This window comes from Cupriavidus necator A5-1 (assembly GCF_000744095.1).
GTDB lineage: Bacteria > Pseudomonadota > Gammaproteobacteria > Burkholderiales > Burkholderiaceae > Cupriavidus > Cupriavidus necator_A.
The window spans coordinates 2238551-2252655 of sequence record NZ_JQLI01000008.1 but is presented as its reverse complement, the minus strand read 5'-3'; the positions used below and the strand labels follow the sequence as shown (position 1 = coordinate 2252655).

The 14105-nt window shown below is 66.4% G+C and carries 11 protein-coding genes; 10 read left to right on the top strand and 1 reads right to left on the bottom strand.

Annotated elements, in window-relative coordinates; translation table 11 throughout:
* Positions 1-570: 570 nt before the first annotated feature.
* On the bottom strand, positions 571-4476 hold the full coding sequence (locus K307_RS34515; protein ID WP_042885525.1) for a LuxR C-terminal-related transcriptional regulator: 3906 nt from the start codon (positions 4474-4476) through the stop codon (positions 571-573).
* A 317-nt stretch (positions 4477-4793) separates the two neighbouring features.
* On the opposite strand from K307_RS34515, the gene K307_RS46800 reads away from it, so the two are divergent.
* The 10 genes from K307_RS46800 to K307_RS34470 all read left to right on the top strand — a co-directional run bounded on the left by K307_RS46800 (position 4794) and on the right by K307_RS34470 (position 14071).
* Positions 4794-5162, top strand: coding sequence for a hypothetical protein (locus K307_RS46800; protein ID WP_230626255.1), 369 nt, complete (start codon positions 4794-4796; stop codon positions 5160-5162).
* Between the two features lie 27 nt (positions 5163-5189).
* A complete protein-coding gene (locus tag K307_RS34510; protein WP_042885524.1) occupies positions 5190-5780 on the top strand; it encodes a DUF2889 domain-containing protein in 591 nt (196 codons plus the stop codon).
* Positions 5781-5891: 111 nt separating this feature from the next.
* Positions 5892-7058 carry a thiolase domain-containing protein gene (locus K307_RS34505; protein WP_042885522.1) on the top strand — a complete coding sequence of 389 codons (1167 nt, stop codon included), beginning with the start codon at positions 5892-5894 and terminating at the stop codon, positions 7056-7058.
* 32 nt (positions 7059-7090) lie between these two features.
* Positions 7091-7489, top strand: a complete 399-nt coding sequence (locus K307_RS34500; RefSeq protein WP_042885521.1) for a Zn-ribbon domain-containing OB-fold protein — start codon at positions 7091-7093, stop codon at positions 7487-7489.
* 52 nt (positions 7490-7541) lie between these two features.
* Positions 7542-9641, top strand: coding sequence for an acetate--CoA ligase family protein (locus K307_RS34495; RefSeq protein ID WP_042885519.1), 2100 nt, complete (start codon positions 7542-7544; stop codon positions 9639-9641).
* Positions 9642-10158: 517 nt separating this feature from the next.
* On the top strand, positions 10159-10989 hold the full coding sequence (locus K307_RS34490; RefSeq protein WP_042885517.1) for an SDR family NAD(P)-dependent oxidoreductase: 831 nt from the start codon (positions 10159-10161) through the stop codon (positions 10987-10989).
* 87 nt (positions 10990-11076) lie between these two features.
* Positions 11077-12066: a Bug family tripartite tricarboxylate transporter substrate binding protein gene (locus tag K307_RS34485; protein WP_051975293.1), complete on the top strand. Its 990-nt coding sequence runs from the start codon at positions 11077-11079 to the stop codon at positions 12064-12066.
* A gap of 167 nt (positions 12067-12233) precedes the next feature.
* Positions 12234-13166 carry an SDR family oxidoreductase gene (locus K307_RS34480; protein ID WP_042885515.1) on the top strand — a complete coding sequence of 311 codons (933 nt, stop codon included), beginning with the start codon at positions 12234-12236 and terminating at the stop codon, positions 13164-13166.
* 28 nt (positions 13167-13194) lie between these two features.
* Entirely contained in the window at positions 13195-13638 is a 444-nt protein-coding gene (locus K307_RS34475) for a MaoC family dehydratase N-terminal domain-containing protein (protein ID WP_042885514.1), read from the top strand.
* A 13-nt stretch (positions 13639-13651) separates the two neighbouring features.
* On the top strand, positions 13652-14071 hold the full coding sequence (locus tag K307_RS34470) for a MaoC/PaaZ C-terminal domain-containing protein (RefSeq protein WP_042885513.1): 420 nt from the start codon (positions 13652-13654) through the stop codon (positions 14069-14071).
* The last annotated feature ends 34 nt before the right edge of the window (positions 14072-14105 follow it).

The window sequence follows — 14105 nt, the reverse complement described above, 5'->3', positions numbered from 1 at the left end:
ATCAGACCGGATCAGTTGAACACGCCGCGCGACAGGCCCGGTGGGAACAACGCCGGCTTGAACATCGGGATGGCCCCGCGCCAGGCAGCTCCCCACGGTCCAGCCGGCGTCGTTGCGCGCGGTGCGGATGGTGCGTCGCTGCGACATCAGATAGAACTCCTTGCTGCGTACGACGAATACCTGGTTCTTGACCTCGCGCGCCTATTCGCTCAGCAGCGCCAGCGTGAACGGGGCGATCTTTGCCGGGTTCAGCGCATCAGAACCTGCATGCGTGCCCGGGCTTCGGGGCGTGCTGGCCGGGACGCTGCCTGCCATGCGTGTGAACGCGAACAGCGCGACGCGGTTCAGGCGCCCCCATTGCACTTCTGCCCGGATGGACCATCATCGCGGCGCGGCCGGCCGGGGAGTACTCCCCGACGTGGGTGGAAGGCGGTGGCGGAACTTATGATGAAATTTGTTAGGGCGAAATTTGAACGGACTTAAGGGGAACTGCAGCGGGACTATCCAGTGCTGGGGACGTGCGCCATCCCCACTCCCGTGCATGACGTGGCCTGGCCGCAGTTGCGCACGTCAAGCCGCCAGCGCGCTGCCCGGTTGCGACGGCGCCAGGTCGCGCAGCCGCGCTGCAGCCCTACCCCGGCCGTTGACACCGAGCTTCACGTAGATGTTTTTGAGATGCCATTTCACCGTTTCTGGCGACACGTTGAGCACACTCGCGATCTTCTTGTTCGACATGGCCTGCGCCAGCAGCCCGAGAACCTCGCGCTCGCGCTCGCTCAGCATGGCGATGGCCCCCGCCTGCTCCGAGGTACCTGGCGGCGCAGGCGCGGCCGTTATGGCAGCCGTCAGCAAACGGCGCGCGTAGAAAGCAAGCACGGGGTCGTCGAGCCCCTCACCGATGAGTGCCGCGAACGATGGTGCAGCACCGGCCGTCGCGTCGAGCAGCGTGCGGGTCAGCCCCGAACCGTGCCCCGTCCGAAGCGCCCGCACTAATGCAGCGCGCGCACCTGCGCTATTGCCTGCTGCATGGCGTGCCAGCGCCGTCTGCAGCCACAGTGTGGCGGACCGGGCGGGCCGTGCTTCGCTTTCCAGTATGAGCCGAGCTTCGAGGCGTGCCGCCGCGTTCGCATAGTCGTGCGTATGAAGCAACATCTCGATCCCGGCCTGTGCAGCGATGCGGGCGACATGGGCGGCTACCGTGCCGGGCTGGCCGGCGTAGCGCTGCGCAAGCTGCTGCACGCGCTGGAGCACCGCATTGGCGCGTTCGGTCTCACCGAGCTGAAGATGCCGGCTCAAACGCAGGAGCAGCGCCTCCGCCAGCAGGCGGTCGATCCGATAGCGCACGGCGTAGGCTTCGAGCCGGTCCAGGCACGCGGTGGCCTGCGCCCGCCGCCCGGCGAGCCAGTACGCCCTGGACAGAACTGTGAACGCTCGCAGTACCACATCGGGCAGCGACACGCGCTCGAGCATTGCGATGCGCGGCTCTAGCAACTCGCATGCGCTGTCATAGTCGTTGAGCTCATAAAGGATGTCGGCCAGCAAACCGGCGGCCATGCATGTCAGTCCGAGGAAAGCGGGGCCGCGGCGCTCGGCCTCGCGCAGCACCTCGCGGGCACTCTTGGCCGCGTGCTGGATCTCGCCCTCCATCGCCAGGCTCATCGCGGTGATATAGCGGCCAAACATGCTGCTGCGCGGCACATTGCTGCGTCGCTCGGTATCGCTTTGTAGGCGGCGCGCCTCTTTGTATTCTCCGCGCAGCAGGAAGTACCACGACAGCACGTTGCTGCGGCAGGTCCACCAGAGATCGTCTGCCTGGGGCGGGATCGCCCAGAGTTCGGGCAGCATGCCGATGATCGTGTCGATATCATCCAGCTGCACCGCGCGGCCGGCGCGAAGCAGGCAGACGACGTAGGGGTGGACGGTGTCGGTGCGGTCGCACAGCACTGCGAGCCGCTCCAGGCTCTGTTCCAGCCCGTCCACGTCGCGCATGTAGAGCCGCAGGAACGCCACCAGCGCCAGCAGGCCGAAGCGGCTCTGCACCTGGTCATCGGGCAGCCGGCGCATCAGCGTCAGCAGCTGCGTCAGGTCGCCGCTCTTGAGCAGGTCGTGCCCGCTTGATTCCACCATTGCCGCGGCGGCAGCCGCCTCGCCCGCGCGGACGGCGTGGTAGACGGCGTCGCCGAGCTGGCCGCGTCGGTCGAACCAGCTCCAGGCGGCGGCATGCAGCGCGCGCGCCTCCGTGGTGACGCAGGCAATGTCCGGATCGCCAATCCTGCCGTTATCCGCGGGCTCCAGCCTCGCCAGCAGCGTTTCTCGCAGCAGCGGATGGATCCGATACCACGCCTCGCTGTCGCCGCTGCCTACCTGGGTGATGAATTGGTTGTCGGATTCGAGCCGGGCCAGCCGCGCGGCGATGCGCGACGGGGTATCGGTCTCGCCCGGCATTGCCGCGCACAGGTTGGCGCAGAAATGAGGGCAGATGGCCATGCGCGTGAGCATGGCGAGGTCATCCGATGCCATCAGGCCCAGCACCTCACGCTCGAAATACGCGGCGAACATGTGCGGGTCTCTTGCACGTGCGAACGGATAGTCACCGCCCTGCCGTTTCCGCAATTCCACGGCGAAGAGCTGCAGCCCGGCCACCCAGCCATCGGTCAGCGCGTGAAGAGCCGCGGCGTCGCGCGTCGACACCGCACCGACCTGGTCATGCAGAAAGCGTGCCGACTCCTCCGGCGTAAAGCGCAGGTCGTGCATGTCGAGCTCGGTCAGCAGCCGTTGAGCGCGCAATGCCTCGAGCGCTAGGGGCAGCGCGCTGCGCGAGCTGAACGCAAGATGGAGCTTTGGCGGTGCGTAGTCGAGCAGACGCTGGAGCGCACGAAAGATGCGTGTGTCAGTGAGGTGGTGCAGATCATCGATCATCAAAACCAACTCGCGCTCGCGCTGGTCTAGCGTCTGCACCAGCGTAATGACCCAGTGTTCGATCGCGTTATCGTCCTGGCCGGTGCCGGTCAGAGCTGCCGCGTTGCGCGCGATGGCGGGATCCGCCTCGGCCAGGCTGGCCAGCAGGCATTCGAAGAATCGTGCGGGCGCGTTGTCTTCCACGCCCAGCGCCAGCCAGCTCACGTCGAAGCCCAGTGAGATCAGCCCCTTGCGCCAGACCATCAACGCGCTTGTCTTGCCCGCGCCGGCCTGGCCTTGGATCACCACGCAGCGCTGCCGGCGCGCGTCCAGCAGCCGGCTCATCAGTCGCTCGCGCGGCAGCAGCTTGCGCACATGACGCGGCGGCAGCAGCTTTGCGCTGGCCACGGCTTCTACCGTGCGCGGGCGGACCCGCGGCGCTGCTGGATGCGATACCAGCGAAAGGACTGGCTGTGCGGTGGCGCGCGGCGGCGGCGATGGCTGTATCGGCGCTTGGGCACGCCCGCGGCCGATCATAGGCCATGCGTGCCCTGCCGGCGCCAGGTCGGCGGCATCGACCGGCTCTACCAGGCCGACCACATCCACTTCGCAATGGGGGGCCGCGTCAGCCCCGCGCACCCAGTCGAACGGCCGCCGCGCTTCATACTGTCCTACCGCCGCAAGCACCTGCGCGACGCTTGCCGGCAATCCGCCGGACGATTCTCGCAGCAACGCCTGGACGCCGCGCAGCCAAGCGGCGTGGCCCGCCACGAAGCGCACGGTCCAGCGTTGGCCGGCCAGCACCTCCTGTACCTTGGGATGCTCGTGCGAGAGAGGGTTGTCAGCCAGAATCAGCAACTGGCGGCCAGGCGGCGCGTGCGGCGCCAGCCGGCGCAGGAAGGCCAGCCAGCCGCCGACGCGTCCGGCATCGGAATCAGGCGCGGTAGCGGCGTCGAGCATCTTCAGCGTGGTCAGGAACGACACCCCCATCGTGCGGCGGAAAGCTGCGCTGTTGCGCTGGTTGGCTACGGCAAATGCCGGTTTGCCGGCGGGAGCGCCCGCCTCCATCGCCACGGCCACCGCATGCTCGGGCGCCGCGAGGTAGAGGCCGACGATCTCGGCGGCGTGCAGTTTATCGGCCGTGCCGGACAGTAACGCGGCAGCGGCGGTTCGATCCGGGCGGGCCGGCAGGCCGCTGGCACGCCAGTGGCGCGACACGCAGGCCGAGCTAACGCCCAGTTCGGCGGCAAGCTGGCGCGCGCTCAGTGTTCCGGGCTCGGCATCGCGTGCCAGCGCCACGAGACGAGCGACGTCCATCCGCACCGGCGGCGCACCGCGAGGCAGATCCCGTTCGATCCCGGCCAGCCGCGACACGGCATAGCGGTCGCGCCAGCGCGCCACCTGTACGCGCCCTACGCCGACCTCGGCCGCGATGTCCTTGTTCTGCCATCCTGCGGCAGCCAGCAGAATCATGCGCGCGCGCTGGGCGAGCCGCGCGTTTCCCGAACCTGCCGCAGCGAGCGCCTCGAGTTCTGCACGCTCGGTGTCGGTCAGCACGATGTGGCAAGCGAAACGCATACGTGGTGTTCCTCCTTATTGCTGGTGGCCCGTCAGAAGTACCATCTGGCCCCGCCCCCCGTATGTCCCGTTGCTACGGCGGGCCGTACGACCCTAATATTCGTCGAAGCCTTTGGCGCAGGCACTTTTGCTGCCGGGGAAGACTACCAAGGATGCATGGCGAGCCAACCTAGCCAGAATGGCGAGCGCTGGCTCGCATAGTGATGTCTACGGAACAAAACACGGGGTCAACTCGGTAAAGGTCGTGCCGTTTTCTCGTATCCGCTGCTGAACCGCACCCAGCCATGCCCCACGTCCTCCCCCCCGCCGAAGCACTGATGGACCTGCTCCACGAGGTGCGGCAAGTCAGCCGCCAACTACAGGTAGCCGCCCGGCGCTGCACGCGCGGAATCACCTATGCCGACGCGCTGCGGGACCTGATCGACGACCGCATGCATGGTGCCGATCGGCGCGCGCGAATCATCTGCTACGCGTCGGCGGCGGAGCTTGGCGTCCACGTTGAACTGGCTGCCGAACACGCCCGGCAGGCGATGACGGGGGGGCTCGGGTTTCCGATGCGCGTGCTGTTCTGGGCCGCCTACCGACGTATGCAGTCGGGGCGGCACCGGCGGCCGGGCGCCTGGCCCCGGCCTGACGGAGAGCCAGAAGCGACAAGCGAAGACATTCACCGGTGGGCGCCTCATTGACCACACCGGCACAGGAGATACAGCCACATGACCCTTCCCACCCGCAAGCCCCTGCATAGGCGGCAGATCACCTGCACCGCCTACCTGCGCGACGACGGCGTGATCGACATCGAAGCAGAGTTGAAAGACGTCTCGCCCGACGGCACGCACCTGCTGTTCAAGCAGGTGCCGCCCGGCGGCGCCATCCACCATATGCACGTCTCGGTGACGGTGGACATGGACCTCGTGATCCAAGACATCACCGCCCGCATGCTGAGCGGTCCGGCCGGCAGCTGCCCCGAAGTGGAACCGGCCTACGATGCGCTGCGCGGCCTGGCGCTGCGCGCGGGCTTCCGGCGCATGGTCAAGGAGCGCGTGGGCGGCGTGAAAGGCTGCACGCACATGACCGACCTGCTTGGCCCGATGGCCACCACGGCCGTGCAGAGCCGCTTCGCGCTCGACCGTGCCCGGCGCAATGGTCGCATGCCTGGCGATGAAGTCGGCTTCATGCCTAAGCCGGCGCTGATCGAGTCGTGCCACACCTATCGCGCGGAAAGCGCCGCCGTGAAGGTCATCTGGCCGCCGCACCGCCGCGCGCGCGACGCCGACACCCCAACCCAGGACTGCGCGCCCGCCTGAAAAGCGCTTCGCCTGCCCCGTGACAGCGCGAGCATGGCCGTGCGGGCCAGGCCCGCTCTCGTCCGCAAAACGTTTCATCCCCCGCCAACGTTTCGATTGAAGGAATCAAACATGAGCATCAAAGGCAAGGCATATGTCGTCGGTGCCTATGAACATCCGACCCGCAAGGCACCGGACAAGTCAGTGGCCCAGCTTCACGCCGAAAGCGCCCGCAGCGCGCTCGAAGACGCCGGACTGACGCTGGCCGACGTTGATGGCTACTTCTGCGCCGGCGATGCACCCGGACTCGGCGTGCTGAACATGGTCGACTACCTCGGCCTGAAGCTGCGCCACGTCGACGCCACCGAGACCGGTGGTTCGTCGTACCTGGTGCATGTGTCGCACGCCGCGCAGGCTATCGCCATGGGCAAGTGCAACGTGGCGCTGATCACGCTGGCCGGCCGCCCACGCTCCGAGGGTTCGAGCGGCACCAAACCGCGCGCCTGGGGCTCCAACATTCCCGACTCGCCCTTCGAGTTGCCATACAGCCCGGCCACCGTCAATTCGTATGGCATGGTCGCCATGCGCCATATGCATGAATATGGCACCACGCCCGAGCAACTGGCCTGGATCAAGGTGGCCGCGTCGCACCATGCGCAACACAACCCCCACGCCATGCTGCGCGACGTGGTGACCGTGGAAGACGTGCTGAACTCGCCGATGATCTCAGACCCGCTGCGCAAGCTCGACTGCTGCGTGGTGTCCGACGGCGGCGGCGCACTCATCGTCGCCCGCCCGGAGATCGCGGCCAAGCTGAACCGGCCGAGGATCAAGGTGCTGGGCGCGGGCGAGCATGTGAAGGGCCAGCTAGGCGGCCATGTGGACCTGACGTGGTCGGCGGCCAAGGTTTCGGGCGCCGCGGCATTCGCCGAAGCGGGCGTGGCCCCCGGGGACATCAAGTACGCATCGATCTATGACAGCTTCACGATCACCGTACTGATGCAGCTCGAAGACCTCGGCTTCTGCAAAAAAGGCGAAGGCGGCAGATTCGTCATGGACGGCAACCTGATCTCCGGCGTTGGCAAGCTGCCGTTCAACACCGACGGGGGCGGTCTGTGCAACAACCACCCGGCCAATCGGGGCGGCATTACCAAGGTAATCGAGGCCGTGCGCCAGTTACGCGGCGAAGCGCACCCGGCCGTGCAGGTCAAGAACTGCGACCTAGCCCTGGCCCAAGGAACCGGCGGCCTGCTTGGCTCCCGCCACGGCAGCGCCACGCTGATCCTCGAACGCGAGTAGTCCGCCTCACACAATACATCCGCGCAATCCACATGAGCACTCCATACACTCCCCAAGTTCTGACGTCGCCCGAACAATCGCCGGAGAACGCCGAATTCTGGGCGGCTGCCAGCGAAGGCCGCCTGCTTGTGCGCCACTGCGAGCGCTGCGAAAAACCGCATTGGTATCCGCGCACGCTGTGCCCGTTCTGCATGGGCGAAACCTATTGGAAGGCGGCGTCCGGCCGGGGTACGATCTATTCGTACAGCGTCACGCGCCGTGCGGCCCCCACCCCGTTCTGCATGGCTTATGTCACGCTCGAGGAAGGCGTGACGATGATGACGCGCATCGTCGATTGCGACCTCGATACCGTGCGCATTGGCCAGAAGGTGCAGGTGACCTTCACGCCCACCGACAACGGCCCCCCCATGCCGACGTTCAAGCCGCTCTGATGTCCGCCTCCACGTAAAACCGCCCTCGCAGATACACGCACACAACGCAGCCATGACCACCCTGTCCATTCCAGATTGCCTGCTTCACCCGAATTCGGTCGCCGTGATCGGCGCTTCCGACGATCCGATCCGCATTGGCGGCCGGCCAATAGCCTCGATGCTTGCCAAGGGCTTCGCTGGCCGCATCCTGCCGGTCAACCCGAACCGCGCTACGGTGCAGGGCCTGCCGGCCTATCCGTCGGTGGCCGCGCTTCCCGAAGTCCCGGACGTGGCGATCATCGCCGTGCCCGGCGAGCATGCGGTCACAGCGGTCCAGGCACTGGCCGACCGCGGCACGAAGGCGGTCATCATGTTTACGGCAGGCTTTGCCGAGGTCAACGATGAAGGCGCGGCCACGCAGGCTGAGATGGTTGCCATCGCGCGCCGGGCCGGCATGCGGCTGCTCGGGCCCAACACGCTGGGCATGGTCAACATGCACAACGGCTTCGTTGGCAGCTTCTCGGGCTTTGCATCGGCGACCGGGTCACGGCCCGGCCGCGTGGGCATCGTCAGCCAGTCCGGCGCCTATGGTAGCCATTTGGTCACGTCGGCCATGGAAGCGGGTGTATTCCCGTCCAGCGTGGTCATGACCGGCAACGAGGCGGACCTGAACGTGGCCGATATCGTGCGCCTGTTCGCCGCGGACCCCAACACCGACGTGATTGCCGTCTACGCCGAGGGCATCAGCGACGGCCCGGGCCTGATAGAGGCATTCCGCGCAGCGCATGCCGCGCGCAAGCCCGTGGTGATGATGAAAGTGGGCCGCAGCGAAGTGGGCGGGGCCGCTGCACGTTCGCATACCGCATCGATTGCCGGTGATGACGCCGTGATTAGCGCCGTCCTCGACGAGCTGGGCGTGGTGCGGGTGCGTACCACCGAGGAAATGCTCGACATCCTGCGCCTGGCGGGGCGCCGCATCTTCCCGGCCAACAACTCGCTGGGCGTGGTGACCGTCAGCGGCGGCGCCGGCGTGATCGTCTCGGATGCCGCCGAGGAACTCGGCATCCCGATGCCCGAGATGCCAGCCGCCGCACAAGCCCGCATGCGCAAACTGCTGCCGATCTGCGCCGCACGCAATCCGGTGGACGTGACTGCCCAGTTCATCAACGACACCACGCTGGTCACGCCGTTCACGGAGTCGATGATGGCTGAAGGGGGCTACGCCACGCTGCTGGCGTTCTTCAGCTACGCGGCGGCCGTACCGGGCGTGGCCGATTCGCTGCTGCAGCAACTGGGCGACGTTCGCAAGCGCTATCCGGATCGGCTCTACGTGCTGGTGGCCCGTGGCGATCCGACCATCCTCGCTCGCTTCGAGGAAGCCGGCTTCACGGTGTTCGGCGATCCGAGTCGCGCCGTGACCGCCATCGCCGCGATGGGCCGCTTCGGTGAGGCATTCGCAGGAAACACGTTGGCACCGGTGCCCCGGGTGACCAATGTCACGCTGCCGCGGCAGGCGCCGACCGAAGCGGAGGCGAAGGCGCTGCTGGCGAAAGCCGGCATCCCGAGCGCGCCTGAACGCGCTTGTGCCGAAATGGAGGTTGCTGTGGCGGCCGCGCGCGAGATCGGATTCCCGGTCGTGCTAAAGATCCTGTCGCCCGACATTATTCATAAGTCCGAGATTGGCGGCGTGCTGCTGAACGTGGCCAACGAAGGCGCGGTGCGTGAAGGCTTTGCGCTGCTGCTGGACCGAGCCGCCAAGGCCATGCCCGACGCACGCATCGAGGGTGTGCTCGTGGCCAAGCAGATGAACGGCGGAGTGGAGTGCATCATGGGTATCAACCGCGACCCGGTGTTCGGCCCGATCGCCATGTTCGGGCTCGGTGGTGTGTTCGTCGAGGTGCTCAAGGACGTGGTGCTCCGCCGCTGCCCGTTCGGCCCGGACGTGGCCGAACAGATGATCCGCTCGATCAAGGGCGCACCACTGCTGCTCGGTGCGCGCGGACGGCCCGTGGCGGACATTGCCGCGCTGGCCCAGGCGCTGTCGCAGTTGTCCGCATTCGCCGTTGCCGCGGGCCCGCGCCTGCAGTCGATCGACCTGAACCCGGTGCTGGCCATGCCGCACGGCCAGGGCGTCTACGCTGTGGATGCGGTGATCGAGGTGGACCCTGAGTGATGAGTGGCCTCCTCTCCGGGGTGTTGAGCGTCGAGGGGAGAAATTAGCCGCGAGCGTCAGCGCTCGCGGCACCCGTTATCAATCAGTTACGGCTCGTATCGAGCGCCTCTGCGTTAGCGAGGGCCGGCGATCCGCCATGCCGTACCTCCACCCATGCCTGTGGACCGGCCGGTGGTCGGAGAGAGCACAGCAGCGAGCCCGTCCAAGGAGACTGGCGAGCGGCCTGTCGATCACGCAAACGGGCAAGCCGCTCGGCTATGGCGAGGTCTCGAACCTCATTCGCGCCAATCGTCACTGAAAAGGCACCACGCCGCACCAGCAGCGCAATCGGCTCCGCGAGATGCATTAGGCACCCAGAGCCTTGGCGACGCTGCCCTGCCGGGCCTCGCTTACCTTTTGGCCCGTTCTACACCGTTCCCGTTGCCCACCACTCGCCAATCCGGGTAGTGCCTCAGCGCGTCGCGCTTGCAATCATTAAGCCACGCGATACGCGGACCCCACACTACGGAGAGTGTTCATGAGCAGGAAGCTGGAAGGCAAGGTTGCCATCGTCACGGGATCGGGCCGGGGCATTGGCCGCGCGGTAGCGCTGAAGTTTGCGAGCGAAGGCGCCAGGGTGATCGTCAACGATCTCGACCAGGCACCGGCCGACGAGGTGGTGGCCGAGATCGTGAAGACGGGCGGCACGGCTGTTGCGTTCGCGGGCAGCGTGGTGGCACCGGACTTTGGCTCGAACATCGTCAAGCTGGCACTCGACACATTCGGCGCGGTAGACATCATCGTCAACAACGCAGGCTATACCTGGGACAACGTGATTCAGAAGATGAGCGACGAGCAGTGGGATGCGATCGTCGATTGCCACCTCAAGGCGCCGTTCATGTTGCTGCGCGCGGCACAGCCTTATTTCCGGGAGGCCAGCAAGGCCGAGGCAGACGCTGGGCGCGAAGTGTTCCGCAAGGTCGTCAACATTTCGTCGGTCTCGGGCACGCAGGGCAATGCGGGCCAGGTCAACTACTCTGCTGCCAAGGCGGGCGTGATCGGCATGACCAAGACGCTGGCCAAGGAATGGGGCCGCATGAAGGTCAATGTGAACTGCGTGGCGTTCGGCGCCATCGAAACGCGCCTGACCCAGTCGACCACCGAGGACAAGACCGTGCAGGTGGAAGGCCGCGAGATCAAGGTGGGGGTGCATCCGGACCGCATCGCGGCAGCCGGGCGCGACACCCCGCTTGGCCGGTTCGGCACCGCCGAGGAAGCGGCCGGCGCGGTCTACATGCTCTGCATCCCCGAATCGAACTACGTCAATGGCCAGACCATCATCTGTGGCGGCGGACGCGGCGGCTTCTGAGCGCGCGAAAACAGCAAGACAGCACGCGACGTTCCCGGAGCTTCCGCGGCACGTCGCTACCATAACAACGACACGGAGACAACGCCCATGACGAATATCGACAGAGCCCGACGCGCCCTCGCCTGGCTGGCGACCGGCGTCGCCATCACGCTGATTCCTGCGGGCGGTAGCGCCCTGGCACAGGGCTATCCCGAACGGCCGGTAAAGATCGTATCGCCCACGAGCCCCGGCACGGGCGTCGACGATTTCTCGCGGTTGCTGGCGAAGCACCTGACCGAGAAGCTCGGCAAGCCATTCTATGTGGAGAACCGCCCAGGCGGCAATTCGATCATCGCCACCGACGCTGTGGCCAAGGCAGCCCCCAACGGCTACACGCTGCTGCTGGCACTGTCGAGCGCCATGTCGGCCAACCCATTCCTGTTCAAGCAACTCCCTTACAGTCCCACGCGCGACTTCGTTCCTGTTGCGCGCCTGAGTTCGCTTCCTGTCACTGTAGTCGTCCCGGCCACCTCGCCGTACCGCACGCTTGGGCAGTTGATGGCCGCTGCGCGCGCCCAGCCCGGCAAGTTGAACTACGGCACCAGCAGTTCAGGCTACCGTGCGATGCTGGCGGCCATTAACGATGCCGGGAAAGCCAAGGCTGTTGATGTCCCCTACAAGGCCATGAGCACGTTGCTGCCCGATCTCATCGGTGGCGTGGTGGACTACACCGTGCTCGAGATTTCGGCGGCCGTGCCGCTGATCCAGTCAGGAAAGCTGCGCGCGCTGGCGGTCTCCAATACTGCCCGTGTCCCGGTAATCGCCGACGTGCCTACGCTGGCCGAGGCGGGCATGCCGGATGCAACGGTCATTGGTTGGGTTGGACTTGCCGCCCCCGCGGGTACGCCCGCCGCCGTGGTGGACAAGCTCGCGGAGGCGGCGCTCGAGTTCGTCAACACGCCGGAAGCCAAAGCGCATTTCGCACAACGAGGCACCAGCGCCTATCCGCTGGGCCCGAAGGCATTCGCCAGCGCACTGGTTAGCGACCAGGCACAGTGGCAGCGCGTGATCTCAATGGCGGGCATCCTCGCCGAGTAGCGCGCCAGGCGATGCCGCTCCCGGCACGCCAATCGACTGCTCCATCCGGCTAGTGCGCCCTGTCTTGCCGCTGCAAATAATGAGGCACTGCGTATGCCGCGGCCCGGTGCCGGCGGCGTGCGCGACCGCACAACCCAATCTTGTGTCAACCAATGAAAGGAAGAGCTATGCAACAACTCTGCAAGGACCGCGTCGTTGTCATCACCGGCGCCGGTCGCGGCCTGGGCCGCGAATATGCGCTGGAATTCGCCCGCCACGGCGCGAAGGTTGTCGTGAACGATCTCGGCGCCTCTGCCGACGGTTCCAGCGTGGTTGCCGGTCCGGCACAGGATGTGGTGGACGAGATCCGCGCCATGGGCGGAGAGGCCATCGCCAACAATGCCGACGTGGCTGACTGGGACGGCGCCGGCAGCATGATCCAGAGCGCGATCGACACGTTCGGGGGCCTCGACGTGGTGGTCAACAACGCCGCCATCCTGCGCGACCGCATGCTCGTGAACATGCCGGTGGAAGACTGGGACGCCGTGATCCGCGTCCACCTGCGCGGCACGTTCGTGCCGATGCGCCATGCCAGCACCTACTGGCGCGACGAATCCAAGGCCGGCCGCCAGCGCCAGGCGCGCGTGATCAATACGTCGTCGTCGGCGGGCCTGTTCGGCAACATCGGCCAGACCTGCTACGGCGCGGCCAAGGCTGGCATCGCCGCCATGTCGAATATCGCCGCCGAAGAGCTGAGCCGTTACGGCGTGACGGTCAACACAATTTACCCGAGTGGCACCACGCGCCATACCGAGCACCTGCTCAAGAGCGGGCGGCTCAGCGTGTCGATCGACGCCGTGGAAGGCTTCGACGCTTTCGACCCGGCCAATGTGGCCCCGCTGATCGTCTGGCTTGGCAGCGAGCAGTCCGAAGGCGTCACGGGCCGCGTGTTCGGCAGCCGTGGCGGACGCATCACGGTGGCCGAAGGCTGGCATGCCGGCCCCCGCATCGAGAAGGCCGGGCGCTGGGAAGTGGCCGAACTGGGCGAGCGCATGCACGAACTGGTCTCGCGCGCCGCGCCGAGCGCCAACCTCGACGGTGTCATCCCCGGCCGCGCCTGATGGCGCAACCAGACCCACGGAGAACAAAATGCTCGACAAAAACCTGATCGGCCACAGCTTTGGCCAGCGCCAAGTCAACGTGGAAGAGTGGCCGGTGCGCTGGTACGCGAACGCGATCGGCGAAACCAATCCGGAGTACAGCAACGTGGCCGCCGCTCAGGCCGCCGGCTTGCCTTCGCTGCGCGTGCCGCCCACCTTCCTGTCGTGCCTCGAAGGCTGGCTGTTCAAGACCTTCGACCTGCTCGCGATGGCGAAGATCGAGCCATCGCGCGTGCTCCATGCGGAGCAGCAGTACGACTACCACGCCCCGGTGCATGTCGGGGACACGCTGACCTACGAGCCAAAGATCGTCGATGTCTATGACAAGAAGGATGGCGCGCTCGAATTCCTGGTCAAGGAAACGCGCATTACCAACCAGCACGGCGCCCACGTGGCGGACTCGCGTACCGTGCTCGTACAACGCAGAGTCTGAAGGAGATTCCATCATGACGCAACGCAACCTCGCCGGCCTGAAGGTCGGTGACAGTATTCCGGACCTGCAACTGCCGGCGGTCAGCCGCCGCACACTGGCGGTCTACGCCGGCGCCTCGGGCGACCATCATCCGCTCCATATCGATTCGGACTACGCTAAGAAAAATGGCCTTGGCGACGTGTTCGCACACGGGATGCTGTCTGCCGCCTACCTGGGCCGTCTGGTTACCGACTGGGCCGGCCCCGCGCGGCTGCGCGGCCTGAAGATGCGCTTCACGGGCATCACGCACCTCTATGACGAGCCACGCTGCACCGGCCGCGTCACGGAGTGCTTCGAACACGGTGGCGAAGCACGGCTGCGCGTGGAGATGCAGTGCGTGAACCAGAAGGGCGAGCAGAAGATCGTGGGCGAGGCCGTCGTCGCCGTGGTCTGACTTCCGATCCAATCATTCATTCAGCAATCGTCCC

What these genes read in the sequence shown, in the direction of transcription:
- K307_RS34515 (WP_042885525.1), bottom strand. Translation starts at nt 4,476, where the DNA reads ATGCGTTTCGCTTGCCACATCGTGCTGACCGACACCGAGCGTGCAGAA.
- K307_RS34510 (WP_042885524.1), top strand. Translation starts at nt 5,190, where the DNA reads ATGACCCTTCCCACCCGCAAGCCCCTGCATAGGCGGCAGATCACCTGC.
- K307_RS34490 (WP_042885517.1), top strand. Translation starts at nt 10,159, where the DNA reads ATGAGCAGGAAGCTGGAAGGCAAGGTTGCCATCGTCACGGGATCGGGC.
- K307_RS34485 (WP_051975293.1), top strand. Translation starts at nt 11,077, where the DNA reads ATGACGAATATCGACAGAGCCCGACGCGCCCTCGCCTGGCTGGCGACC.
- K307_RS34475 (WP_042885514.1), top strand. Translation starts at nt 13,195, where the DNA reads ATGCTCGACAAAAACCTGATCGGCCACAGCTTTGGCCAGCGCCAAGTC.
- K307_RS34470 (WP_042885513.1), top strand. Translation starts at nt 13,652, where the DNA reads ATGACGCAACGCAACCTCGCCGGCCTGAAGGTCGGTGACAGTATTCCG.
- K307_RS46800 (WP_230626255.1), top strand. Translation starts at nt 4,794, where the DNA reads ATGGACCTGCTCCACGAGGTGCGGCAAGTCAGCCGCCAACTACAGGTA.
- K307_RS34500 (WP_042885521.1), top strand. Translation starts at nt 7,091, where the DNA reads ATGAGCACTCCATACACTCCCCAAGTTCTGACGTCGCCCGAACAATCG.
- K307_RS34495 (WP_042885519.1), top strand. Translation starts at nt 7,542, where the DNA reads ATGACCACCCTGTCCATTCCAGATTGCCTGCTTCACCCGAATTCGGTC.
- K307_RS34505 (WP_042885522.1), top strand. Translation starts at nt 5,892, where the DNA reads ATGAGCATCAAAGGCAAGGCATATGTCGTCGGTGCCTATGAACATCCG.
- K307_RS34480 (WP_042885515.1), top strand. Translation starts at nt 12,234, where the DNA reads ATGCAACAACTCTGCAAGGACCGCGTCGTTGTCATCACCGGCGCCGGT.